Consider the following 23,926-nt stretch of genomic DNA (forward strand, 5'->3'; position numbering starts at 1 on the left):
CCTTGTAATGCCTATCTCCCGCCGTTCGCTCCTCAAGGCCGCCGCAGCCATGCCGGCGCTGTCGCTGCCCGGCATCGTGCGCGCCGAATCCCAAACCACGCTGCGTTTCATTCCCGTCATCGATCTTGCCTTCGTCGATCCCATCTATTCGACCGCGCAGGTGTCGCGGAACCACGGCTTCATGGTCTACGACACGCTCTATGGCATGAGCTCCTCGCTTCAGGTCTCGCCGCAGATGCTGTCGGGCCATGTTATCTCCGGCGACGGGCTGCAATGGGACCTCACGCTTCGCGATGGCCTGTTCTGGCACGACGGCGAGCGCGTGCTTGCGCGCGACTGCGTCGCCAGCATCCGTCGCTGGGCGGCGCGCGACGGCTTTGGCGGCGAACTGATGGAAGCGACCGACGAGTTGTCGGCCGCCGACGATCGCACCATCCGCTTCCGCCTCAAGCGCCCGTTCCCACTGCTGCCGCAGGCGCTCGGCAAGGCCGCGATCAACGCCTGCTTCATGATGCCGGAGCGGCTGGCAAGCCAGGATCCGTTCAAGCCGCTGACCGAGGTGATCGGCAGCGGGCCGTTCCGCTACCTCACGGACGAACGCGTGCAGGGCGCGCGCAACGCCTATGCCAAATTCGAGCGTTACCAGCCGCGTCCCGACGGCAAGCCGGATTGGACGGCAGGGCCGAAGATCGTGCATTACGACCGCGTGGTCTGGACCACCACGCCCGATGCCGGCACCGGCGTCGCCGCGCTCCAGACCGGCGAGCAGGACTGGCAGGAGACCACGCCGCACGATCTGTTGCCGATCATCAAGGCCGCCGGCGACATCGAGACGCGCGTCCTCGATCCCCGCGGCTATGCCTGCATGCTGCGCCTCAATCACCTCCAGCCGCCGTTCGACAATCCCGCCATCCGCCGTGCGCTGCTGGGAGCGATCGACCAGTCCGCGTTCATGACGGCGGTTGCCGGCACCGATCCGGCGTTCCAGGTCTCGCCGATCGGCTTCTTCGCGCCTGGCACGCCGATGGCGAGCGATGTCGGCCTCGATGTGTTCCGCGGGCCGCGCGACTACGCCAAGGTCAAGGCCGACCTGAAGGCCGCCGGCTATAACGGTGAGAAGATCGTGGTGCTCGTTCCCACCAACTCGCTGGCGCAGAAACCGCTCGGCGAGATCGCAGTCGACAGCCTGCGCAAGGCCGGCATGAACGTCGAATATGCCGGGCTCGATTTCGCCGTCGTGTTGCAGCGCCAGCTCAAGAAAGACCCGATCGGGCAGGGCGGCTGGAGCGCGGCGGTCGGCAACTGGCAGGGCATCGACTGGCTCAACCCCGCCGGCAACACCAACATCCGCGGCGAAGGCAAGGTCGCCGGCTGGTATGCGAGCGAGAAGATGGGGACCCTGCGCAGCCAGTGGCTGGCGGCCTCCGAGCTTGCCGAGCAACAGCGCATCTGCCGCGGGATCCAAGGGGTGGCGTTCGAGGAAATCCCCTATATTCCGATCGGCCTGTACAAGCAGCCGACCGCCTATCGCAAAGCCATCACCGGCATTCTCGACGGCACCGCCGTCTTCTGGAACGTACGCCCCGCATGAGCACCACCGCAATCTTCGGCAGCTATGTGCTGTCACGCAAAGACGGCGCGCAGGATGTGCTGCGCGACCATTGGGTCCTGGTCGAAGGCAAGAAGATCGCCGCGGTCACACGCGACAAGCCGAGCGCCGACGAGGTCTACGATCGTCCCGGCCGTTTCGTCTTGCCGGGCCTTTTGAACCTGCACAATCACTGCTTCTCCGAAGCCGTGGCGCGCAGCCATACCGAGGACGGCAACGGTCGCAAGAACAACCAGAGCATCGTCTATACGGTGCTGCTGCCGCTGACCAAGCGCGGCGCCGATCTCTTGTCGGTGGAGGAGCGCATGGCCGTGGCGCGGCTCGGTATCCTCCAGCTTCTGAAGGGCGGCGCCACCACGGTGATGGAGCCGTTCCGCAATTCCATTCCTGAGATGTTCGATGCCGCCGAGGAGATGGGCATCCGCTTCTACGGGGCGCCCTATCTGTTCTCGACGTCGGACGCCAAGGCCGGCCCGGATGGCGTGGTCCGCTATTCCGGCGACGACGGCGTGGCCGACATGGCGACATGGGATGCGCTCTATCAGCGCTGGAACAATCGCGGCGACGGCCGCATCAGCCTTGCGATGAGCCCGCATGCCACCGACACCTGCGGTCCCGATCTGCTGAAGGCCTGCGCCACGCGGGCGCGCGAGCTTGGCGTGCCCATCACGACGCATATGGCGCAGAGCCGCGCCGAGGTCGAGACCATCGGCAAGCGCTACGGCGGCCGCACCCCGGCGCAATATCTGGACTGGCTCGGCCTGCTGGCACCCGATCTCATGGCGGCGCACTGCATGTTCAGTTCCGATGAGGATCTCAAGCTGATGGCCGCGCGTGGCATGACCGTGCTGAACTGCCCGCGCGTGTTCGCGCGCGCCGGCGTCACCGCGGCGTTCAGCCGGTTTGCGGAGCACGGTGTGCGCACCGTGGTCGGCACCGACGGCTACAACATGGACCTGCTCGGCGAGCTCAATGCGGCCTCGCTGATCTCCAAGGTCACGTCGCAGCGCGCCGACGTCGCGAACTCGCCGGAGCTGATCGAGGCGAACACGGCCGTCGCCGCCGACGTCATCAAGCGGCCCGATCTCGGCCGGATCGAGCCGGGCGCGACCGCTGATCTCACCGTGGTCGATCTCACCCATCCGCATCTTCAGCCGCTGTTCGACCCGCGCCGCGCGCTGATCGCGCTCGCCAACCGCGCCAATATCGATCAGGTCATGGTCGACGGCCGCGTGCTGGTCGATGCCGGCCGCTATCTCGGCGCCGACGAGGCGGCGATCACGGCGGCAGGGACCGCTGCGATCGGCAAGATCTGGGATCTGCCGGAGGCGCAGGCCGCATTCAACGGCTGAGCGTCGTTTTCTCCTCGAATTCGACGAGCGCCTTGCGCACTGTCTCGACGAGGTCGAGCGCCACTGGCGAGGCGCTGCGCTGTGCGGGAAGGACGGCCGAGAACTCGAAATCGATCCGCGGCAGGAAACGCCGCACGACGATGCCGCGCGTCGAAAATTCCTCGGCGGTGAAGGGATCGCAGATCGCGACCCCAAGCCCCGACGACACCATGCCGCACATGATCTCCGACAGCGCGGTCTCCACCCGCAGCACGCGGCGGACGTCGTTGCGGTGAAAGATCTGGTCGACGAGATGGCGGCTCGCCGATCCCGCCGACAGCGAGATGAAGGTCTCGCCCTCGAAATCACTGGGCTCCAGCACCTCCTTTTCCGCGAGGCGATGTCCGGTCGGCAACACCGCGACACGCGCCAGCGCCGGCAGCCGCAGGCTCGGCAGGCCGGAATGGGCGATCGGCACCTCGGCAAAGCCGACGTCGCATTGGTTGTTCAGCACCCAGTCGACCACGATCGGCGAGATCACGCCGAAGAAGGCGAGGTTGAGGTTCGGTCGCTCTTTCAAAAAATGTCCGGCCAGCCGTGGCAGATAACCGTTCGACAGCGCCGGCAGCGCGGCGATCCGCAGCGAGCCGGTGCGGCGGCCGCGGATTTCCTCGGCTGCCGCCGTGATGCGTTCGAGGCCGACGAAGGAACGCTCGACCTCGGTATAGAGCGCGGTCGCTGCGGCGGTCGGCACCAGGCCGGTGCCACGCCGCTCGAACAGCTCGGTCTTCAGCAGCGCCTGGAAGTCACGCAGCAACCGGCTGACCGCCGGCTGCGTCACCGCCATCAGCTTGGCCGCCTCAGTGACGCTGCCGGTCAGCATCATCGCCCGGAAGGCCTCCACCTGCCGCGAATTGATCCGCGCCATCCCATCATCCAATCATAACATTTTGGCATGTAGACGGTGCCATTATTCATTGGACGATGGAAGTATAGGTTGCGATCTTTTTCATCAGGACTGGAGTCAGCCCGCTTTTTCGGCAGATTGGAGGCGTTCAAACCTCCAGATCGCGCCAAAACCCGCCGTACAGGGGCCGGAGCCCTGTCCGGAAAGGATTTGCGCGGAAGGAAATGCGGAAGGCGCTTCAGCCAGAGATTTTTCGGCACGCCCACCCCATCCCGGTATTGGAGATCGGTCCATATGAAGACTCTCAGCCTTCTGACCGCAGTCAGCATCGCAGCGCTCATCGCCGTCCCGTCGGCCGCTTCGGCCCAGCAGAAAACGCTTTACGTCGCCGGCTATGGCGGCTCGTTCGAGAAGACCATTCGCGACGAGGTGATCCCGGCCTTCGAGAAGGAGAACGGCGTCAAGGTCGAATACGTTGCCGGTAACTCCACCGACACGCTGGCAAAGCTCCAGGCGCAGAAGGGCAACCAGCAGATCGACGTCGCCATCGTCGACGATGGCCCGATGTATCAGGCGATCCAGCTCGGCTTCTGCGGCAAGCTCGACGGCCTGCCGGCCGATCTCTACGACACCGCACGCTTCAAGGACGATCGCGCTGTCGCGATCGGCATCGTCGCGACCGGCCTGATGTACAACACCAAGGCGTTCGCCGAGAAGGGCTGGGCGCCGCCGACCTCGTGGAACGATCTGAAGGACACGAAATACGCCAAACAGCTCGTCATCCCGCCGATCAACAACACCTACGGTCTCGAAGCGCTGGTGATGCTGTCGAAGATGAACGGCGGCGGCGAGTCCAACGTCGATTCGGGCTTCAAGATCTTCAAGGAACAGATCAATCCGAACGTGCTCGCCTACGAGCCGTCGCCGGGCAAGATGACCGAGCTGTTCCAGTCCGGCCAGGCCGTGATCGCGGTGTGGGGCACCGGGCGCGTGCAGAGCTTTGCCAACACCGGCTTCCCCGTCGACTTCGTCTATCCGAAGGAAGGCGCCGCGACGCTGCTGACGACCGCGTGTCCGATCACCAAGCCGAACGCCTCGCCGCTGGCCTCGAGCTTCGTCAAGATGCTGCTCGATCCCAAGATCCAGCTCGTGATGCTGAAGGACTATGGCTACGGCCCGGTGCTGAAATCGCTCGTGATCCCGCCGGAGCTCGGCAAGATGGCGCCGATCGGCGAGCGCGCGGCAAAGCTCTACAATCCCGACTGGACCATCATCAACGAGAAGCGCGAGGAATGGACCAAGCGCTGGAATCGCGAGGTCGAGCGTTGATCTGATCGTTCGTAGGGGACAGCGCATGGCCTATCTCGAGCTCGATCGGGTCGCAAAACAGTTCGGCGCGCAGACTGTTGTCGACGACTTCAGTCTGTCGGTGGGCAAGGGGGAGTTCATCTCCTTCCTTGGCCCGTCCGGCTGCGGCAAGACCACGACGTTGCAGATGATCGCGGGCTTCCTCGATCCCTCGCGCGGCGCAATCCGCCTGGAGGGCAAGGACCTGACCGCGATCCATCCGGCCAAGCGTGGCCTCGGCATCGTGTTCCAGAGCTACGCGCTGTTTCCGCACATGACCGCGGCGGAGAATGTCGCGTTCGGCCTCGAGATGCGCAATGTGCCGCGCAACGAACGGGCCGAGCGCGTTCGTGCTGCGCTCGCGATGGTCGGCCTCGCGGGGTACGAGGACCGCCATCCACGCCGGATGTCGGGCGGCCAGCAGCAGCGCGTGGCGCTGGCGCGTGCGCTAGTGATCAAGCCGAGCGTGCTGCTGCTCGACGAGCCGCTGTCCAATCTCGACGCGAAGCTGCGCGAGGAGATGCAGATCGAGCTGCGCCAGATCCAGCGCACCATCGGCACCACCACGATCCTGGTCACCCACGACCAGAACGAGGCGATGTCGCTGTCCGACCGCATCGTGGTGATGAGCCAGGGCCGCATCGAGCAGATCGGCACGCCGCAGGAGACGTATGAGAAGCCGGCCTCGGCCTTCGTCTCGCAGTTTTTGGGCAAGACCAATGACTTTGCCGCGACCATCGACCGGACCGCGACGCCAGCGCGGCTGACGGCGGGCTCCTGGAATGCGCCGGCGCCGGCTGGCCTCAGCGGCCCTGTCACCGTCAGCATTCGCCCCGAAAGAATCGGCTTTGGCGATACCGGCCTCAGCGCAAAGATTGTCACCCGCATCTTCCAGGGCAATCACTGGCTGTTCCAGTGCGACAGCGAATGCGGCCCCGCGATCGTGATTCGCCAGAATGACGGGCAGGCGCAGCCCGTCGAAGGCGAGACGGTCCGCCTCGCCTGGCGGCCCGAGGACATGAGCGTACGCGCGAGGGCTGGCGCATGAGCGCGGTTGCCGAGGAGCGCAGCGTGCGTGCGCCATGGGCGCTGACGGCGCCTGCCTTGATGCTGTTCGTCGGCGTGCTGCTGATTCCGCTGGCGATGACCGTGATGCTGTCGTTCCACGACTGGGGCCAGTACAAGGGCATCGAGCCGGTCTTCATCCTGAAGAACTGGCACGAGATCGCGACCGATCCCTATTACGCCGAGATGTTCTGGCGCACGTTCCGCATCGCGATCCTGACCACGTTGCTCACCGCTGTGCTCGGTGCACCCGAGGCCTACATCCTCAACCGCATGAGCGGTCGCTGGAAGAGCTTCTTCCTGCTGATCATCCTCGGGCCGCTGCTGATCTCCGTGGTGGCGCGGACGCTCGGCTGGGCGCTGCTGTTCGGCGGCAACAACGGCCTCGTCAACAAGCTGCTGATGTCGCTCGGGGTGATCCGCTCCCCCATTCCCTTCATGTTCACCGAGACCGGCATGGTCGTTGCGCTCGCCCATGTGATGATGCCGTTCATGGTGCTGTCGGTGTGGGCCGCGCTCCAGCGCCTCAACCCGCAGATCGAGAATGCCGCGATGTCGCTCGGCGCCGGCCCCGTGACCATCATCCGCCGCATCATCATGCCGCAGATCATGCCGGGCGTGCTGTCGGGGGCCATCATCGTGTTCTCGCTCTCGGCCAGTGCCTTCGCGACGCCCGCGATCATCGGCGGCCGCCGGCTCAAGGTCGCCGCGACGCTTGCCTATGATGAATTCCTCAACACGCTGAACTGGCCGCTTGGTGCTGCGGTCGCAACGCTTCTGCTGGTCGCGCTGGTGCTGATCGTCGTCGGCAGCAACGCGCTGATCGAGCGCCGCTACGCGGAGGTGTTCCGATGAGCCGGAACGGCCCGCTCGCGCTGATCTTCCACACCATCTTCGTCATCGTCATGGTGGCGCCGATCCTGGTGGTCTGCCTCGTTGCTTTCACGCCCGAGGGCTTCCTGTCGCTGCCGACCAATGGCTTTTCGCTGCGCTGGTTCAGGGCGATCGCCAACTATCCCGAGTTCATCCATGCGTTCTGGGTCAGCCTCGGGCTGGGTGCGCTCTCCTCCTTCGTGGCGCTGCTGTTCGCGGTGCCGGCGGCGCTGGCGATCGCGCGCTATCGTTTCCGCGGCCGCGATGCGCTGGCGGCACTGTTCCTGTCCCCGCTGATGATCCCGCATGTCGTGCTCGGCATCGCCTTCCTGCGTTTCTTCACCTCGGCCGGGCTGGGTGGCAGCTTTGCTGCGCTGATCATCGCGCATGTCATCATCGTGTTTCCGTTCGCGCTCCGGCTGACGCTGGCGGCCGCGACCGGCATGGACCTCTCGGTCGAGATGGCGGCGGTCTCGCTCGGCGCCAACGGCTGGACGCTGTTTCGCCGCGTGACGCTGCCGCTGATCCTGCCCGGCGTCATCAGCGGTTGGGCGCTGGCCTTCATCCAGTCCTTCGACGATCTCACCATGACCGTCTTCCTTGCGGCACCCGGCACCGAGACGTTGCCGGTGCGCATGTTCCTTTATATCCAGGACAACATCGATCCGCTGGTGACGTCGGTCTCGGCCTGCGTGATCGCGATCACCATGACCGCCCTCATTCTGCTCGACCGCTTCTACGGGCTCGACCGTGTGCTCGCCGGCAAGGGCGATACGGGACGATAGGAGAACCTATGTCAGGAGATTACGACGTCGCCGTCGTCGGCGGCGGGCTGCTCGGCTCCGCCATTGCATGGGGCCTCGGCCGCCTCGGCAAGAGCGTGGCGGTGCTCGATGAAGGCGACATCACCAAGCGCGCCTCGCGCGCGAACTTTGCGCTGGTCTGGGTGCAGAGCAAGGGGCTCGGCATGCCCGCTTATACGGTCTGGACCGTGCGGGCTTCCGAAGCCTGGGGCCGGCTCGCCTCGGAGCTGAAGCAGCAGACCGGGCTCGACGTCTCGCTCCAGCAGAATGGCGGCTTCCATCTGACGCTCGGCGAGGACGAATTCGGCCAGCGCACTGATCTCGTCAAGCGCATGCACAATCAGACTGGTGCTGCCGACTACAAGATGGAGATGCTTTCCGCCTCCGAGGTCAAGAAGTCGCTGCCGTTGATCGGCCCGGAGGTCTCCGGCGGCAGCTATTGTCCGCTCGACGGCCACGTCAATTCGCTGCGGACGTTCCGCGCCTTCCACACCGGCTTCAAGGCGTTCGGCATCGACTATTTCCCGGAGCGCCCGGTCTCGGCCATCAGCAAGAGCGGCGGCGAATTCCGCCTGACGACGCCGAAGGGCGAGCTGCGCGCCGCCAAGATCGTGCTGGCCGCCGGCAACGCCAACCAGACGCTGGCGCCGATGGTCGGCCTCTACGCCCCGATGGGCCCGACCCGGGGCCAGATCGTGGTGACCGAGCGCACCATGCCGTTCCTGCCGCATCCGCTGACCACGATCCGCCAGACCGACGAGGGCACGGTGATGATCGGCGACAGCAAGGAGGACGAGCTCGACGATCGCGCTCTGAAGCATTCGATCAGCGCCGTGATGACCGATCGCGCCCAGCGCATGTTCCCGCATCTGTCGCGGCTCAACGTGGTCAGGAGCTGGGCCGGCATCCGGGTCATGCCGCAGGACGGCTTTCCGATCTACGACCAGTCGGCGACGCATCCCGGCGCTTTCGTCGCCTGCTGCCATTCCGGCGTGACGCTGGCCTCGAACCACGCCTTCGAGATCGCGCGCATGGTCGCGCAGGGCGCACTCGAGCCGGAACTGGTCGGCGCGTTCTCGGCCAGCCGTTTCGGCGGCGCGGGCGCCGCGAACAACAGCGGCTACTAGAGATATCAAGGAGCCAAGAGGCATCCCATGTTTACACGATCCGAACAGGACAAGCGACCGCAGGTCCAGATCTTCGTTGACGGCGTCGCCGTCGCGGCGCGCCAGGGCGACACCGTCTCCGCCGCGCTATTGGCATCCGGTCGGGACGCGCGGCGTTCCACCGCGGTGAGCGGCGCGCCGCGTCTGCCCTATTGCATGATGGGCGTGTGCTTCGATTGCCTCGTGACCATCGACGGCGTCGGCAACCGCCAGGGCTGTCTCGTGCCCGTCGCCGAGGGCATGCAGGTCGAGATCCAGAAAGGCAAGCGGGAGATCGGAAGATGACTGTGGCTCCCAAGCGCGAAACCTATGACGTCGTGGTAATCGGTGCCGGGCCCGCCGGCCTCGCCGCCGCTGCGACATCCGCCGAAGCCGGCCTGTCGACGCTGCTGCTCGACGAGAACATTGGCCCCGGCGGCCAGGTCTTTCGCGCCATCTCGTCGACGCCGGTCACCGAGCGCAATCAGCTCGGCGCCGATTATTGGGTCGGTGCCGATCTCGTGCAGTCGCTGCGCGCGAGCAGCGCCGAGGTCATTCATCGCGCGACGGTCTGGAGCCTCGATCGCAACCTCGAGATCGCCGTCTCGATCGGCGGCGCCTCCGCCTTCGTCAAGGCCCAGCGCGTGATCCTGGCGACCGGTGCGCTGGAGCGGCCGTTCCCGATTCCCGGTTGGACATTGCCGGGCGTGATGACCGCGGGTGCGGCGCAGACCATGCTGAAATCGTCGGCGCTGGTGCCCGACGGACGCACGGTGATCGCGGGGCAGGGGCCCTTGCTCTGGCTGCTCGCCGCGCAAATCCTGCGCCTGGGCGGCCGCATTGACCGTATCCTCGACACCACCGAGCGCGGCAATTATTTCGCCGCCTTGCCTCACGCCTTCGCCTTCCTGACCTCGCCCTATTTCGCCAAGGGCCTGTCGATGATGCGCGAGGTGAAGGCGAAGGTGCAGGTCGTGTCAGGCGTCACCGAGCTTGCCGCATCCGGCGACGGCCAGCTCGCGAGCGTGAGCTATGTCGCCGACGGCAAGCGCGAGACCGTTCCTGCGGATCTGCTGCTGCTGCATCAGGGCGTCGTGCCCAATGTCAATCTGGCGATGGCAGCGGGAATCGAGCATCGCTGGGACGATCTGCAGCTGTGCTGGTCGCCCGTGCTCGACGCGAGCGGCAATTCATCGGTCGCCGGCATTGCGATCGCCGGTGATGGCGCCGGCATCGGTGGTGCGAATGCAGCCGTGGTGCGTGGCCGCATCGCGGCGCGCGTGGCGGTCGAGGCGCTGGCGCCTGCGGCTGCTGCGAAGCTTGTGCCGATGGCAACGCTCCGTTCCGATCTTGCCAAGGCCGAACGCGGCCGCGTCTTCCTCGACACGCTGTTCCGCCCGTCGCCGCAGTTCCGCATTCCCTCGGGCGACACCATCGTCTGCCGCTGCGAGGAGGTGACTGCAAAGGACGTTCTCGACTCCGTCGCGATCGGTGCGACCGGGCCGAACCAGCTCAAGGCCTATCGCCGCACCGGTATGGGGCCGTGCCAGGGCCGGCTCTGCGGCCTCACCGTCACCGAGCTGATGGCGCAGGCGCGCGGCAAGACCCCGCAGGAGATCGGCTATTACCGGCTGCGCGCGCCGGTCAAGCCGATCACGCTCGCCGAGCTCGCCGCCGTGCCGAAGAGCGAAGACGACATCAAGGCGGTGGTGCGCGGATGACCAGGAACGTGGATGCGATCGTCGTCGGCGGCGGCATCCACGGATGCTCGACCGCGCTGCATCTGTGCCTCGCCGGCCTGAAGCCGGTGCTGATCGAGAAGGACTATGCCGGCCGCCACGCCTCCGGCGTCAATGCCGGCGGCGTCCGCCAGCTTGCGCGGCACATCCCCGAAATCCCGCTTTCGATCCGCTCGATGGGGATCTGGGAGAAGATTTCGGAGCTCTTGGACGACGATTGCAGCTTTGAGAGTTACGGCCAGGTTCTCGTCGCGGAGAACGAGGAGGAGCTCGCGGTCTGCCGCGCGCGCGTCGCGGAGCTCAACGCGCTCGGCTTCACCCATGAAGAGCTGATCGATGCGACTGAACTACGGCGCCTCGTGCCGGCGGTGGCTGAAACCTGCCCCGGCGGGGTCGTCTCGCGTCGTGATGGCGCGGCCAATCCGGCGCAGACCACGACGGCGTTCCGGCGCAAGGCCGCGCAGTTAGGTGCCACCGTGCGCGAGGGCGTGGCGGCCAGCAACATCCGGCACAGCGACGGCCTCTGGCATGTCGATGTCGGCACCGAAACCTTTGCCGCGCCGGTGCTCGTCAATGCCGCCGGCGCCTGGGCCGGCAACATCGCCGCCGCGCTCGGCGAGCCGGTGCCGGTCGAGACCGTCGCGCCGATGCTGATGATCACCTCGCGCGTGCCGCACTTCATCGATCCCGTGGTGATCCTGCGTGGACGCAAGCTCTCGTTCAAGCAATTCAAGAACGGCACCGTGCTGATCGGCGGCGGCCATCTGGCAACGCCCTATCAGGACCGCAACGAGACCGTGCTGGACTGGAAGAGCCTCGCGATCAGCGCGCGCACCGTGTTCGAGCTGTTCCCGGTGATGCGCAGCGCCACCATCGTCCGCGCCTGGGCCGGCATCGAGGCGAAGATGAAGGACGATATTCCCGTGTTCGGGCCGAGCAGCCGCCACAAGGGGCTCTATCACCAGTTCGGTTTCTCGCTGCACGGCTTTCAGCTCGGGCCCGGCGCCGGCGCCGTGATGGCGGAGCTGATCGTCAACGGCGGCACCCAGACCCGCGTCGGCGGTCTCGGCATCGACCGTTTCCATCCTTCCACGCTCTAAGAAGAGGACATCATGAGCATCACCCGCAGCATCCGCACGCCCATCATGCACCGTGCCGTCGAGGCCAACGGCTTCGTCTTCATCGGCGGCACCATCGCCGACGACACCTCGGTCTCGATGGGCGATCAGACCCGCAACATCCTCGGCAAGATCGCCGGCTATCTGAAGGAAGCCGGCACCGACAAGTCGCGCGTCGTCAGCACCTCGATCTTCGTCACCGATCTCTCCAAGAAGAAGGAGATGGACGCGGCCTGGACCGAGTTCTTCGGCGACAATCTGCCGACCCGCGCCACCGTCGGCGTCGCCGATCTCGGCGGCGGCGCGCTGATCGAGGTGGTGGTGACCGCGCTCAAGGGTTGATCGCGATAGGTCGATGCGACGTCAGCGCTCCGTGCGCTGGCGTCCTTTTCGCGCTACGACTTGATCTCGCTCCTCGATGGGACTAGTTAGAGGGTCTCTCAACCAGGATATTCGTAGCCATGGATTCTACCCCGACCGCAAAGCCGACCTGCCTTGCTCACGGGGAATTCCATGCCTGCTTCAATCATCCTGTCGAACCTGTCGCTGTCCACGCCTGACAGCCGGCCTCTTCTTTCCAACGTCGATCTGACATTCTCAGCCGAACGGACCGGTCTCGTCGGCCGTAACGGCGTCGGGAAAACGACGCTGCTTGCGTCGATATCGGGGGAGCACGTTCCCCAGTCCGGACGCATTCTCATCAACGGCACCGTCGGCCTGTTGCGTCAGGACGTGCAAGTCCTTGCAGGCGCGACTGTGGCCGATCTGTTCGGCGTGCGGCAGGCGCTGGAGCTGATGCGCCGTGCCGAACGCGGCGATGCTTCAGTCGATGATATCGCCGCGATTGACTGGACGCTTGAAGCGCGGCTGGAGGCCGCTCTGGCGCGCCTCGGGTTCGATCCGTCTCCCGATACGGAGCTGTCCTGCCTGTCCGGCGGCCAGATCACGCGGGTTCGGCTCGCCGCGCTGGCCTTCGCCGAGCCCGACTTCCTGTTGCTGGACGAGCCCACCAACAATCTCGATCGCGACGGGCGCAAAACCGTGATCGATTTCCTCGCGTCCTGGCGCGACGGCGCGATTGTCGTCAGCCACGATCGCGGCCTGCTCGAAACCATGGACGTGATCGTCGAGCTGACGTCACTCGGGGCAACACGATACGGCGGCAACTGGAGCAGTTTTCGCGCGCAGAAGGCCATTGAGCTTGCGGCTGTGAGGCACGACCTCGCGCATGCCGAGAAGCGCCTGTCCGAGATCGACGGGAAGGCGCAGGAGGCTGCCGAGAAGAAGGCGCGAAAGGATAGCGGCGGAAGAAAGAAACGCGCCAAGGGCGACATGCCGCGCATCCTCGCCGGCGCGCGCAAGGATCGCAGCGAAGACACCGGCGGCAAGAGCGCGCAAATCGCCGAGCGACGCCGTGCGGACGCGCTCGAGGCCGTCGATACGGCGCGCGGGCGCATCGAGATTCTTCAGCCGCTGTCGGTCAAACTGCCCCCGACCAATCTGCCGGCGGGCAGGGAGGTGCTTTGGCTCGACGGGGTCAGCGCCGGCTATCGGCCGGAGCAGCCGGTCCTGCGCGAACTGTCGCTCACGATCGTCGGGCCGGAACGCGTCGCGCTGGTCGGGCCGAACGGCTCCGGCAAGACGACGCTACTCAAGCTCGTGACAGGCGAGATCCGCCCTGTCTCGGGCACCGTGCGGGTCAGGCCGGATTTCGCGTCGTTCGACCAGAAGGTCAGCCTGCTCGATCCAGCGGTCTCCATCCTGGACAATTTTGCGCGGCTCAATCCGAAGGCGGGTGCGAACGAGTGCCACGCCGCCCTGGCCCGGTTCATGTTCCGCGCCGATGCCGCCTCGCAGATCGTGGGGAGCCTGAGCGGCGGACAGCTGTTTCGTGCGGGCCTCGCCTGCGTTCTGGGCGGGCCTGTGCCGCCGTCCCTGCTGATGCTGGACGAGCCGACCAATCATCTCGACATCGACTCCATCGAAGCGGTCGAGGCAGGATTGAGAGCCTATGACGGCGCGCTGCTCGTGGTCAGTCACGACGAGGCGTTCCTGCAGGCGATCGATATCACGCGCAGGGTCGAGCTGGTCGCCAACCCGGCTCCTTAAGGCTCATTGTTCGACAATAAAAGCCCGACGCCCTGCCCCCAGCGCGTCGGGCGAAAAGATCGACTATCAATCGGTGATCCCAACGTCATTGTTGTGACGCGTATCTCACCGGTTTTCCACTCCGGGAAACTACCGCGTCGGAGCGGGCGTGGTGCTACGCACCTCCGCCGGGCTCCAGCGCTTCGCCCATCTCCAGCGGATGGGCCATGGTCTCGTGCAGCGCCTCGCGGTCGAGCTCGCCTTCGGAGATGCTGATGACGACGCAGGCAACGCCGTTGCCGATCAGATTGGTCAGCGCGCGGCACTCGCTCATGAACTTGTCGATGCCGACCAGGATCGCGATCGACTGAATCGGGATGTCGGGCACGATCGAGAGCGTCGCGGCGAGCGTGATGAAGCCGGCACCGGTCACGCCCGAGGCGCCCTTCGAGGTGATCATGGCGATGCCGAGGATGCCGAGCTCCTGCCAGATCGTCAGATGGGTGTTGGTCGCCTGCGCCAGGAACAGCGTCGCCAGCGTCATGTAGATGTTGGTGCCGTCGAGGTTGAAGCTGTAGCCGGTCGGAATGACGAGGCCGACCACCGAGCGCGAGGCGCCGAGATGCTCCATCTTCTGGATCATCTGCGGCAACACCGTCTCCGACGAGGAGGTGCCGAGCACGATCAGCAGCTCGTCCTTGATGTAGGCGATGAAACGCAGGATCGAGAAGCCGGCGAGCCGGGCGATCGCGCCCAGCACGATCAGCACGAACAGCATGCTGGTCAGGTAGAACGTACCGATCAGGGCCGCGAGGTTGAGCAGCGAGCCGAGGCCGTAGGCGCCCACCGTGAAGGCCATCGCGCCGAACGCGCCGATCGGTGCGACGCGGACGATGATGCGGATGATGCCGAAGAACATCTTGGCGGCCTTGTCGATCGCCTCCGCGATGGGCTCGCCGGCCTTGCCGAGGAAGGCGATGGCGAAGCCCGACAGGATCGAGATCAGCAGCACCTGGAGCAGGTCGCCGCGCGCGATCGCGCCGACATAGCTGTCGGGGATGATCGCCATCAGATGGGCGACGATGCCCTCTTCCTTGGCTTTGGTGACATAGGTCGCCACCGACTTCGGATCGATCGTGGCGGGATCGATGTTGAAGCCGTGGCCGGGCTGGAGGATCTCGCCGACCAGAAGGCCGACCGCCAGCGCGACGGTCGAGACCGTCTCGAAATAGATCAGCGACTTCAGCCCGACCCGGCCGACGCGCTTGAGATCGCCCATCGAGGAGATGCCGTGCACCACGGTGCAGAAGATCACCGGCGCGATCATCATCTTGATCAGCGCGATGAAGCCGTCGCCGAGCGGTTTCAGCGCCTTGCCGAGATCGGGATAGAAGTAACCGATGAGCACTCCGAGCGCGATCGCGATCAGCACCTGGATGTAGAGGATCTTGTACCAGGGCTGATGCCGGCGATGGACGGCTGGCTGGATCGCGACTTGTGTCATATTGTGTGCCCCGGAACGCATTGATCTTGCGGGATTTGAATCTTGCAAGCTTTGAATCTTGTATGTCTTGCATCATGTGATGACCGCCGTAGAAGCGACAATCACATTTTTGTCGGATCGCACGAAGATCAATCGCTGCACCGCAACTGGGGGGAACATGACGATCGCAACGGGCTCGGACGAGCAAGGGCAGAGCTATTTTCCGCGCTGGAAGCTCAAGACCTCGGGCGTGATCATGCCGGAGGAGCGGCTGTCATGGGGCCAGACCGTCGTCTCCGGGCTCCAGCATTGCGTCGCCATGTCGGGCTCGACGATCATCGCGCCGCTGCTGATGGGGTTCGATCCCAATGTTGCGGTGCTGTTCTCCGGCATCGGCACGCTGATCTTCTTCGTCATCGTCGCGGGACGGGTGCCGAGCTATCTCGGCTCGAGCTTCGCGTTCATCGCCGTCGTCATCGCCGCCACCGGCTATGCCGGGCAGGGCCCGAATCCGAATCTCTCGGTCGCGCTCGGCGGCATCGTCGGCGCCGGCGTGCTCTACGGCGCGATCGCGCTGATCGTGATGTGGTCGGGCATCGCTTGGGTCGAGCGGTTGATGCCGCCGGCCGTCACCGGCGCCGTGGTCGCCGCGATCGGCCTCAACCTCGCGCCCGTGGCGGTGAAGGCGGTGAGCGCCAATGGGTTCGACACCGGGATCGGGCTCGCGACCGTCCTGATGATCGGTGTGGTCGCCGTTGCCGCTCCCGGCCTGTGGCGCCGCCTGCCGATCATCCTCGGCGCGGTCGGCGGATATCTCTTGTACCTGCTGCTCGCGAACGGCCTCGGCTTCGGCAAGCCGATCGATTTTGCGCAGCTCTCGGCCGCGCCGTGGCTCGGCATGCCGAGCTTCACCGCGCCGACGTTCCAGGCCGATGCGATCTTCTTGATCGCGCCGGTCGCGGTCATTCTCGTCGCCGAGAACCTCGGTCACATCAAGGCCGTCGGCGCGATGACGGGCCGGAGCCTCGATGCCTATCTCGGCCGCGCCCTGTTCGCCGACAGTCTCGCCACCATCGTGGCCGCCTTTGGCGGTGGCACCGGCGTCACCACCTACGCCGAGAACATCGGCGTCATGGCGGCGACGAAGGTCTATTCGACCCTGCTGTTTGCCTTCGCGGCCACGGTGTCGATCCTGCTCGGCTTCTCGCCGAAATTCGGCGCGCTGATCCTGTCGATCCCGGGCCCCGTCATCGGCGGCCTCTCGATCGTGCTGTTCGGATTGATCGCGGCGATGGCGGGCCGGATCTGGGTCGAGAACAAGGTCGACTTTGCGAACCCAGCGAACCTGATCACCGTCGCCGTGGCGCTGACCGCGGGCGCCGGCGACCTCACGCTCAAGTTCGGGGCGTTTACGATCGGCGGCATCGGCACCGCAACCTTTGGCGCCATCATCCTGTACCAGATCCTGACCTCGTCGCTCGCCCGGCGCGCCGAATGAATCACAGCGATGCGCTGAGGGATGGAACAAAAAGCCGGTTCCGTCGATGATCAGGCATCCCGGAGAGAACTCATGCCACAAACCGATCGCTCGACCTCGTTTCACTCGCGTCTCGTCGGCCAGTACGCGCTGGTAACAGGCGCCTCGCAAGGCATCGGCCGTGCCGTCGCCATCCGGCTCGCCCAGGAGGGCGCGACCGTCGCCATCAACTACGTCGATCACCCCGAGAGGGCCGAAGAGTCGCTTGCGCTGGCACGAACGGCATCGAGCGATCGCGGCCACGGCAAGCTCGATCATGTCGTCGTCAAGGCCGACGTCAGCAACGAGGAGGAGGTCGGCGCGATGTTCGAGACGATCCTGGCGCGCTGGAAGCGCCTCGACTGTCTCGTCAACAACGCCGGCTTCCAGCGGGAATCGCCGAGCGAGGCGCTCGACATCGAAACCTATCGCCGCATCATCGACGTCAATCTGAACGGCGCCGTGCTCTGCGCGCAGAAGGCGCTCGCCCATTTCGTCGCGCGCGGCGCAGGCGGCAGCATCATCAATTGCTCCAGCGTCCACCAGATCGTCCCGAAGCCCGGGTATCTCGCTTATTCGATCAGCAAGGGGGGCATGGCCAATCTGACGCGCACGCTGGCACTGGAATTCGCCGGCCGCGGCATTCGCGTCAATGCGGTCGGGCCGGGCGCAATCGACACGCCGATCAACGCGGCCTGGACCGGCGATCCCGCAAAACGCGGCGTCGTCACCGGCCACATCCCGCTCGGCCGCGTCGGCACGCCGGAAGAGATCGCCGCCGTGTTCGCCTTCCTCGCCTCTGACGATGCGAGCTACATCACGGGCCAGACCCTCTATGCCTGCGGAGGTCTGACGCTGTTTCCCGAATTCCGCGAGAATTGGGCAAGCTAGGGCGCGTACCGATGAACCCGCGCTGTAATCAGGGCGCGTATAAGGTCCGCTGCGCCTCTCATAGCGGTCCGCGCGAAAAAGGGTGGCGACTTCATCTTGTACAACCGCCAAGTTGCACCAAATCCGCTGCCCCGGCTGAATCGGTCAGAGCAGTTGTCGATACACGCCGCGCTTTCTGGACATGACCGGCTGACCTCCTCCAGACTTCGTGCTACCGTACCACTCGCTCCGATCGTGCGGTTATACCTTCTTGAAGTGTATAGACCGTTCATTAGCTCAGCCCGAGTGCGGTTCTGCCAGAGAAGGTCATGAACCGGCGATCGAAGCCGTAATCTCTCACATACTTCGTCGGTTGAGACGAAGCGTCGTTAGAGCATGATCGCGTTGTCGCTCAGCGCCGACGCAAAACTCCATATTCGCTCTTACGCGTGTGCAAGCAGATCGTCTCCAACTCCGCGGCAGAGCCCTGAGGCCGCCGCTCGAATCAAGGAGGAACCAATGGAGTCCATTAACCTGGATACAGTCGTTACACCCACCGCAGCGATGAGGTTTGCCAAAACAGCGGCGTTGGTCGCGGGGCTCGTGGTCTTTGCCCCCGCGGCTATTCAGGGTGAACCGATTGAAAAGAAGGGTACCACGCCCTACGTCACGCACTTCATTTTTCGACCCTTGATGAGCATTGACACAGCCGAACTCGGCAAAGCCACCACGCTGGAGGCGGTCGGGACCACCCAAAATATGAAGGGAGAGAAGATGCTGGACAAGATGTCCGCACGTTGCGTAGCGCTGAATGTTTCGTCAGGTGACAAGAAATACATCGACGGCGCCTGCGTGTTGGCCGACAGCGACGGCGACAAGATTTTCTCGACTTTCGATACTCGCGACCTCGATAAGTCGCAGCCGAAGATGGATTGTGGCACCCATATTATCACCGGCGGTACCGGAAAGTATAAGGGGATCACCGGGAGCGAGCCATTTGCTTGCATAGCCATGCCTGCGCTGGCCGGGTCCGGCGATTATTTTGCAATGGACATCCCGCACAACACATCGTGGGAAATCAAATGATGCGAAGTTTGATGTTCCCCTAGAAACCCGGACACAGACCCCGGGAATCAATCACTGAACGAGAGCCCGGCCCACCAGCGGGGCTCTTTTTTGGATTCACGCGCGCAGGCGCCACGCCGTACCGCGCCGGCTTCATCCACGCGATACCGTGCCCGACAATGTGATGCTCTTGCGTCGGAGCGCCCGCAGCACATCTGGCAAAAGCGGGCAGCGCAGACTACATCTGCGCCATGACAAATGCTCCGCTGGCAAACCCTCCGCTCCAGGATTTCATTGGCCGGCACGAAAATCTGTTCGTGCTGACCGGTGCCGGCTGCAGCACCAATTCGGGCATTCCCGACTACCGCGACGGCCACGGCAACTGGAAGCGGACCCAGCCGGTCAATTTCCAGGCCTTCATGTCGGAAGAGCACACGCGCCAGCGCTATTGGGCGCGCAGCCTGATCGGCTGGCGGCGCTTCGGCCAGGCCAGGCCGAACGATGCGCACCATGCGCTGGCCCGGCTCGAGGCGAACGGGCAATGCGGGATGCTGCTGACCCAGAACGTCGACCGGCTGCATCAATCCGCCGGCCACCGGCAGGTGATCGATTTGCACGGCCGGCTCGATCTGGTCCGCTGCATGGGCTGCGGCCGCAAGACCCCGCGCAACGAATTCCAGGACGCGCTTGGCCGTGCCAATGCGGAATGGCTGACGCTCGACGCTGCGGACGCGCCGGACGGCGACGCCGACCTCGAGCACGCGGATTTCTCGTCGTTCAAGGTGCCAGCCTGCGAAGCCTGCGGCGGCATCCTCAAGCCTGACGTCGTGTTCTTCGGCGAGAACGTGCCCCGCGACGTCGTCGCCACCGCGCACGATCATCTGGCGCAGGCCGATGCCATGCTGATCGTCGGCTCCTCGCTGATGGTCTATTCCGGTTTCCGCTTCGTGCAGGCTGCGGCGAAACGGCAGATTCCGATCGCGGCGGTCAATCTCGGCCGCACCCGCGCCGACGATCTCCTGACGCTCAAGGTCGAGGAGCGCTGCGAAGCGGCGCTTGCATTCCTGCTCTGATCAGGCGCGACGCCGACACGTCTTGCCTATTGCATGGGTGCCAAGCAGAATAGCCGGGCGCAGCGCTTTCGCGTGCTGGATGGCACGGAAATTGCTGCGTTTTCGCCCAGGGTTCTGACGATCAGCCGGAGAATTTGGAATGCTTGAGGGAGCCGAAGTGCGGCTTGCCGTTGATATTGGTGGCACGTTCACCGACATCGTGCTGGACGTGGGCGAGGTGCGCAAAACCCGCAAGGTGCTGACGACGCCGCAGCGCCCCGAACAGGCGGTGCTGGACGGCATGCGGCTCATTCTCACCGACGCCCGCGCGCATATCAGCGACATCGACGTCTTCATTCACGGCACGACGCTCGCGACCAATGCGATCATCGAGCGGCGCGGCGCCAGGACAGCGCTGATCGCGACCGACGGCTTTCGCGACGTGCTCGATATCGGCACCGAGAGCCGCTATGATCAATATGATCTCAGCATCGACAAGCCGAAGCCGCTGACACCGCGCAGCCTGCGCTTTACCGTGCCCGAGCGCATCGATGCGCACGGCGCCGTCCGCCTCCCGCTGGACGAAGCTGCTGTCCGTGCACTCGCGCCAAAATTGCGTGAGCTGAAGGTCGAGAGCGTGGCGATCGCCTTCCTGCACTCTTACGCCAATCCCGAGCATGAGCGGCGCGCCGCCGCGATCCTCGGTGAGGAAATGCCCGGCATCTCCGTGACGGTGTCGTCTGCGGTGTGTCCGGAGATCCGCGAATATGAGCGCACGTCCACCGCGGTCGCCAACGCCTATGTGCAACCCCTGATCGACGGTTACCTCGCCCGCATGGCGGATGCCCTGCAGGTCGAGCAGTTCCGCGGCGCCATCTATCTCGTCACCTCCGGCGGCGGCGTCACCTCGATCGAGACTGCGCGGCGCTTTCCGGTGCGGCTCGTCGAGTCCGGTCCGGCCGGCGGCGCGATCTTCTCGGCGCAGATCGCAGCGCGGCTCGGCGAGAGCAAGGTGCTGTCCTTCGACATGGGCGGCACCACCGCAAAGATCTGCCTGATCGAAAAATACCAGCCCGAGACTTCGCGCGTGTTCGAGGTCGATCGTGCTGCGCGCTTCCTCAAGGGCTCCGGCCTGCCGGTGCGTATTCCCGTGATCGAGATGGTCGAGATCGGCGCCGGTGGCGGCTCGATCGCGCATGTCGATGCGATGAAGCGCGTCACCGTCGGTCCGGAGAGTGCCTCGTCGGAGCCGGGACCTGCCTGCTATGGCCGTGGCGGCCAGCGTCCCGCCGTGACGGATGCCGACGTTGCGCTCGGCATGATCGATCCCGACGCCTTTGCCGGCGGCACGATCAAGCTCAGCCCGGAGCTTTCGAAGGAGGCGCTGCTGCGCGCCGTCGGCGAGCCGCTGGGGCTGTCGGCGGAAACCGCGGCCTATGCGGTGCACGAGGTCGTCTGCGAGAACATGGCGAGTGCGGCACGCGTGCACGCGGTCGAGCGCGGTGAAATCGTCGGCCAGCACACGCTGATCGCCTTCGGCGGCGCCGCGCCGCTACATGCGGCGCGCGTCGCCGAGAAGATCGGCGTCTCCCGGGTGATCGTACCGTCGAATGCCGGCGTCGGCTCGGCGGTCGGATTCCTCGCTGCTCCCATTGCCTATGAGCTGGTGCGCAGCCGTCACGTCCGGCTCGACGATTTCGACACCGAAGCGGTCTCCGACCTCTTGCAGGAAATGGTGACTGAAGCCCGCGCGCTGGTCGAGCCGGGCGCGGCCGGTGCGCCGGTGCGCGAGCGCCGCGCCGCCTTCATGCGCTATGTCGGACAGGGCCACGAGATCACGGTCGAATTGCCGAACCGGCGGCTGACGTCGGCCGATCTCGCCGGCCTGCGCCAGAAGTTCGAGGCCGACTATTCGGCGATGTTCGAGCGGCCGATCCCGGGCGCCGCGATCGAGGTGTTGAGCTGGTCGGTGCTTGCGACCACCGAGGCGCGCAATCCGTCCACGGTCGCGGCCGTGACGCGCAAGCCTGCCGGCAAGGCCGTCGGCAGCAGAAAGTTCTTCGACGGCCGGGCGGGCGAGGTGATCGAGATCCCGCTTTATCGCCGCGAGGACATGGCGCCCGGCGCGACCATTGCCGGTCCCGCCGTGATCGCCGAGGACGAAACCTCCACCTTTATCTCCACCAGTTTTGACGCCCATATCGACGGTGCCGGCAGCATCGTCATGGAACGGAAGGCGGCCTGATCATGAGCAAGGCAAATGGCGCGAGCCTGATCGACCTTCAGATCATGTGGCACCGGCTGATCGCCGTGGTCGAGGAGCAGGCGCAGGTGCTGCTCCGCACCGCCTTCAGTCCGATCGTGCGCGAATGCGGCGACCTCTCCGCCGGCGTGTTCGACCTCAAGGGCCGGATGCTGGCGCAGGCGGTGACCGGCACGCCCGGTCACGTCAACTCGATGGCGGAGTCGGTCAAGCACTTCATCGCGCATTTCCCGATCGAGACGATGAAGGAGGGCGACGCCTACATCACCAACGATCCCTGGATGGGCACCGGCCATCTCAACGACTTCGTCGTCACCACGCCCTGCTTCAAGGACGGCAAGCCGGTGGCGCTGTTCTCCTGCACCAGCCATCTCATGGACATCGGCGGCATCGGCTTCGGGCCTGACGCCACCGACGTGTTCATGGAGGGGCTCTACATCCCCATGCTGAAGCTGATCGACCAGGGCGTCGTCAACGAGACGTTGATGGCGATGATCCGCACCAACACGCGGCTGCCGATCGACACCGAGGGCGACACCTATTCGCTCGCCGGCTGCAACGACGTCGGCTGCGAGCGCCTGGTCGAGATGATGACCGAGTTCGGCATCGATACGCTCGACGAGATCGGCGACTACATCTGCGACCGCTCGCGCGAGGCGGTGCTGGCCGAGATCGCCAAATTGCCGAAGGGCAGCTGGCGCAACACCATGGTTGTCGACGGCTATGACGCGCCGGTCACGCTGGCGGCGACGCTGACGATCTCGGACGAAGGCATCCACGTCGATTTCGACGGCACCTCGGCTGCCTCCAAATTCGGCATCAACGTGCCCCTGTCCTACACCACGGCTTACACCGTGTTCGGCCTCGGCTGCGTCGTTGCCTCGCAGATCCCGAACAATGCCGGCTCGCTCTCGCCGCTGACGGTGTCGGCGCCGGCGGGCGCGATCCTGAATGCGCCGAAACCCGCGCCGGTCGCCTCGCGCCACATCATCGGCCAGATGCTGCCGGACGTCGTGTTCGGCTGCCTGCGCCAGATCATTCCCGAGCGCGTGCCGGCGGAAGGCACCTCCTGCCTGTGGAATCTCAACGTGCGCGGACAGACCCGCAGCGGCGTCGGCGGCAATTACGGGTTCTCGATGGCGGTGACTTCGAATGGCGGCACCGGCGCGCGTTTCGGCAAGGACGGGCTGTCGGCGACCGCCTATCCCAGCGGCGTGCGCGGCACGCCGGTCGAGATCGCGGAGACGCAGACGCCGCTGATCTTCTGGCGCAAGGAACTGCGTCCGGATTCCGGCGGGGCAGGGCGCACCCGCGGCGGTCTCGGCCAGATCATCGAGGTCGGCAGCGGCGTCGATGCGCCGTTCGACATCCTGGCCGCGTTCGATCGCATCGATCATCCGCCGCGCGGACGCGATGGCGGCCAGAACGGCGAGGCCGGCTATGTCGGGTTGAAGTCCGGCAAGAAGCTGCGCGGCAAAGGCTTCCAGCAGGTGCCGCCGGACGACCGGTTGGTGGTGCTCACGCCAGGCGGCGCCGGCATCGGTGCTCCGACCGAGCGTGATCGCGCGGCGGTCAAGGACGACATCGACAGCGGCTTCGTGTCTTCAGAGAACGCAGCAGAGGTTTATGGGTACGCGCGCTGATGCGTCAGT

General features: G+C 65.4%; 20 protein-coding genes. 18 read left to right on the top strand and 2 right to left on the bottom strand.

Translation table 11 applies throughout. From position 1 onward, the window contains the following. Positions 1-7: 7 nt before the first annotated feature. Complete coding sequence (locus NLM25_RS06300; protein WP_254136430.1) at positions 8-1,591, top strand: ABC transporter substrate-binding protein; 1,584 nt, start codon at positions 8-10, stop codon at positions 1,589-1,591. Further along, complete coding sequence (locus tag NLM25_RS06305) at positions 1,588-2,961, top strand: amidohydrolase family protein (protein WP_254136431.1); 1,374 nt, start codon at positions 1,588-1,590, stop codon at positions 2,959-2,961. The genes NLM25_RS06300 and NLM25_RS06305 overlap by 4 nt, the downstream gene beginning before the upstream one ends. On the opposite strand, the gene NLM25_RS06310 is transcribed toward NLM25_RS06305, so the two are convergent. Next, entirely contained in the window at positions 2,951-3,868 is a 918-nt protein-coding gene (locus tag NLM25_RS06310) for a LysR substrate-binding domain-containing protein (protein WP_254116104.1), read from the bottom strand. The genes NLM25_RS06305 and NLM25_RS06310 overlap by 11 nt on opposite strands. A 273-nt stretch (positions 3,869-4,141) precedes the next feature. Between NLM25_RS06310 and NLM25_RS06315 the strand changes: the two genes are divergently transcribed. The 10 genes from NLM25_RS06315 to NLM25_RS06360 all read left to right on the top strand — a co-directional run bounded on the left by NLM25_RS06315 (position 4,142) and on the right by NLM25_RS06360 (position 14,046). Then, positions 4,142-5,176 carry an ABC transporter substrate-binding protein gene (locus NLM25_RS06315; RefSeq protein WP_254136432.1) on the top strand — a complete coding sequence of 345 codons (1,035 nt, stop codon included), beginning with the start codon at positions 4,142-4,144 and terminating at the stop codon, positions 5,174-5,176. 25 nt (positions 5,177-5,201) lie between these two features. Beyond that, the gene (locus NLM25_RS06320) at positions 5,202-6,242 is read left to right on the top strand and encodes an ABC transporter ATP-binding protein (protein ID WP_254136433.1); all 1,041 of its coding nucleotides are present in this window, start codon (positions 5,202-5,204) and stop codon (positions 6,240-6,242) included. Further along, positions 6,239-7,114, top strand: coding sequence for an ABC transporter permease (locus NLM25_RS06325; protein WP_254136434.1), 876 nt, complete (start codon positions 6,239-6,241; stop codon positions 7,112-7,114). Before NLM25_RS06320 ends, NLM25_RS06325 begins: the two co-directional genes overlap by 4 nt. After that, positions 7,111-7,917: an ABC transporter permease gene (locus NLM25_RS06330; protein ID WP_071909709.1), complete on the top strand. Its 807-nt coding sequence runs from the start codon at positions 7,111-7,113 to the stop codon at positions 7,915-7,917. The genes NLM25_RS06325 and NLM25_RS06330 overlap by 4 nt, the downstream gene beginning before the upstream one ends. Before the next feature lie 8 nt (positions 7,918-7,925). Next, positions 7,926-9,062: an FAD-binding oxidoreductase gene (locus tag NLM25_RS06335; RefSeq protein ID WP_254136435.1), complete on the top strand. Its 1,137-nt coding sequence runs from the start codon at positions 7,926-7,928 to the stop codon at positions 9,060-9,062. Between the two features lie 27 nt (positions 9,063-9,089). Then, positions 9,090-9,386 (top strand): (2Fe-2S)-binding protein, encoded by a 297-nt coding sequence (locus NLM25_RS06340; protein ID WP_254136436.1) that lies wholly within the window; start codon positions 9,090-9,092, stop codon positions 9,384-9,386. Next, positions 9,383-10,801, top strand: coding sequence for an NAD(P)/FAD-dependent oxidoreductase (locus tag NLM25_RS06345; protein ID WP_254136437.1), 1,419 nt, complete (start codon positions 9,383-9,385; stop codon positions 10,799-10,801). The genes NLM25_RS06340 and NLM25_RS06345 overlap by 4 nt, the downstream gene beginning before the upstream one ends. Beyond that, positions 10,798-11,919, top strand: coding sequence for an FAD-binding oxidoreductase (locus tag NLM25_RS06350; RefSeq protein ID WP_254136438.1), 1,122 nt, complete (start codon positions 10,798-10,800; stop codon positions 11,917-11,919). The genes NLM25_RS06345 and NLM25_RS06350 overlap by 4 nt, the downstream gene beginning before the upstream one ends. Positions 11,920-11,931: 12 nt before the next feature. Further along, positions 11,932-12,279, top strand: coding sequence for a RidA family protein (locus NLM25_RS06355; protein WP_014492360.1), 348 nt, complete (start codon positions 11,932-11,934; stop codon positions 12,277-12,279). A gap of 171 nt (positions 12,280-12,450) precedes the next feature. Next, positions 12,451-14,046: an ABC-F family ATP-binding cassette domain-containing protein gene (locus tag NLM25_RS06360; protein ID WP_254136439.1), complete on the top strand. Its 1,596-nt coding sequence runs from the start codon at positions 12,451-12,453 to the stop codon at positions 14,044-14,046. A 154-nt stretch (positions 14,047-14,200) separates the two neighbouring features. Here the strand turns inward: NLM25_RS06360 and NLM25_RS06365 are convergent, their stop codons facing one another. Beyond that, on the bottom strand, positions 14,201-15,529 hold the full coding sequence (locus NLM25_RS06365; RefSeq protein ID WP_254116113.1) for a dicarboxylate/amino acid:cation symporter: 1,329 nt from the start codon (positions 15,527-15,529) through the stop codon (positions 14,201-14,203). Between the two features lie 157 nt (positions 15,530-15,686). Between NLM25_RS06365 and NLM25_RS06370 the strand changes: the two genes are divergently transcribed. The 6 genes from NLM25_RS06370 (at position 15,687) to NLM25_RS06395 (ending at position 23,917) form a co-directional block, all read left to right on the top strand. After that, complete coding sequence (locus tag NLM25_RS06370; protein WP_254136440.1) at positions 15,687-17,006, top strand: solute carrier family 23 protein; 1,320 nt, start codon at positions 15,687-15,689, stop codon at positions 17,004-17,006. 72 nt (positions 17,007-17,078) lie between these two features. After that, complete coding sequence (locus NLM25_RS06375; protein ID WP_254136441.1) at positions 17,079-17,915, top strand: SDR family oxidoreductase; 837 nt, start codon at positions 17,079-17,081, stop codon at positions 17,913-17,915. 498 nt (positions 17,916-18,413) lie between these two features. Beyond that, positions 18,414-18,980, top strand: coding sequence for a hypothetical protein (locus NLM25_RS06380; protein WP_254116116.1), 567 nt, complete (start codon positions 18,414-18,416; stop codon positions 18,978-18,980). A 230-nt stretch (positions 18,981-19,210) separates the two neighbouring features. Beyond that, positions 19,211-20,032: an NAD-dependent protein deacetylase gene (locus tag NLM25_RS06385; RefSeq protein WP_254136442.1), complete on the top strand. Its 822-nt coding sequence runs from the start codon at positions 19,211-19,213 to the stop codon at positions 20,030-20,032. Positions 20,033-20,171: 139 nt separating this feature from the next. Next, positions 20,172-22,256, top strand: a complete 2,085-nt coding sequence (locus tag NLM25_RS06390) for a hydantoinase/oxoprolinase family protein (RefSeq protein ID WP_254116118.1) — start codon at positions 20,172-20,174, stop codon at positions 22,254-22,256. A gap of 2 nt (positions 22,257-22,258) precedes the next feature. Further along, a complete protein-coding gene (locus NLM25_RS06395; RefSeq protein WP_254136443.1) occupies positions 22,259-23,917 on the top strand; it encodes a hydantoinase B/oxoprolinase family protein in 1,659 nt (552 codons plus the stop codon). Positions 23,918-23,926: the final 9 nt, after the last annotated feature.

This window comes from Bradyrhizobium sp. CCGB01 (genome assembly GCF_024199795.1).
Classification (GTDB): Bacteria; Pseudomonadota; Alphaproteobacteria; order Rhizobiales; family Xanthobacteraceae; genus Bradyrhizobium.

Coding starts and splice junctions, on each gene's coding strand:
- NLM25_RS06380 (WP_254116116.1), top strand. CDS start 18,414: ATGGAGTCCATTAACCTGGATACAGTCGTTACACCCACCGCAGCGATG.
- NLM25_RS06335 (WP_254136435.1), top strand. CDS start 7,926: ATGTCAGGAGATTACGACGTCGCCGTCGTCGGCGGCGGGCTGCTCGGC.
- NLM25_RS06350 (WP_254136438.1), top strand. CDS start 10,798: ATGACCAGGAACGTGGATGCGATCGTCGTCGGCGGCGGCATCCACGGA.
- NLM25_RS06390 (WP_254116118.1), top strand. CDS start 20,172: ATGCTTGAGGGAGCCGAAGTGCGGCTTGCCGTTGATATTGGTGGCACG.
- NLM25_RS06315 (WP_254136432.1), top strand. CDS start 4,142: ATGAAGACTCTCAGCCTTCTGACCGCAGTCAGCATCGCAGCGCTCATC.
- NLM25_RS06375 (WP_254136441.1), top strand. CDS start 17,079: ATGCCACAAACCGATCGCTCGACCTCGTTTCACTCGCGTCTCGTCGGC.
- NLM25_RS06385 (WP_254136442.1), top strand. CDS start 19,211: ATGACAAATGCTCCGCTGGCAAACCCTCCGCTCCAGGATTTCATTGGC.
- NLM25_RS06320 (WP_254136433.1), top strand. CDS start 5,202: ATGGCCTATCTCGAGCTCGATCGGGTCGCAAAACAGTTCGGCGCGCAG.
- NLM25_RS06325 (WP_254136434.1), top strand. CDS start 6,239: ATGAGCGCGGTTGCCGAGGAGCGCAGCGTGCGTGCGCCATGGGCGCTG.
- NLM25_RS06305 (WP_254136431.1), top strand. CDS start 1,588: ATGAGCACCACCGCAATCTTCGGCAGCTATGTGCTGTCACGCAAAGAC.
- NLM25_RS06370 (WP_254136440.1), top strand. CDS start 15,687: ATGACGATCGCAACGGGCTCGGACGAGCAAGGGCAGAGCTATTTTCCG.
- NLM25_RS06310 (WP_254116104.1), bottom strand. CDS start 3,868: ATGGCGCGGATCAATTCGCGGCAGGTGGAGGCCTTCCGGGCGATGATG.
- NLM25_RS06395 (WP_254136443.1), top strand. CDS start 22,259: ATGAGCAAGGCAAATGGCGCGAGCCTGATCGACCTTCAGATCATGTGG.
- NLM25_RS06360 (WP_254136439.1), top strand. CDS start 12,451: ATGCCTGCTTCAATCATCCTGTCGAACCTGTCGCTGTCCACGCCTGAC.
- NLM25_RS06365 (WP_254116113.1), bottom strand. CDS start 15,529: ATGACACAAGTCGCGATCCAGCCAGCCGTCCATCGCCGGCATCAGCCC.
- NLM25_RS06300 (WP_254136430.1), top strand. CDS start 8: ATGCCTATCTCCCGCCGTTCGCTCCTCAAGGCCGCCGCAGCCATGCCG.
- NLM25_RS06340 (WP_254136436.1), top strand. CDS start 9,090: ATGTTTACACGATCCGAACAGGACAAGCGACCGCAGGTCCAGATCTTC.
- NLM25_RS06355 (WP_014492360.1), top strand. CDS start 11,932: ATGAGCATCACCCGCAGCATCCGCACGCCCATCATGCACCGTGCCGTC.
- NLM25_RS06345 (WP_254136437.1), top strand. CDS start 9,383: ATGACTGTGGCTCCCAAGCGCGAAACCTATGACGTCGTGGTAATCGGT.
- NLM25_RS06330 (WP_071909709.1), top strand. CDS start 7,111: ATGAGCCGGAACGGCCCGCTCGCGCTGATCTTCCACACCATCTTCGTC.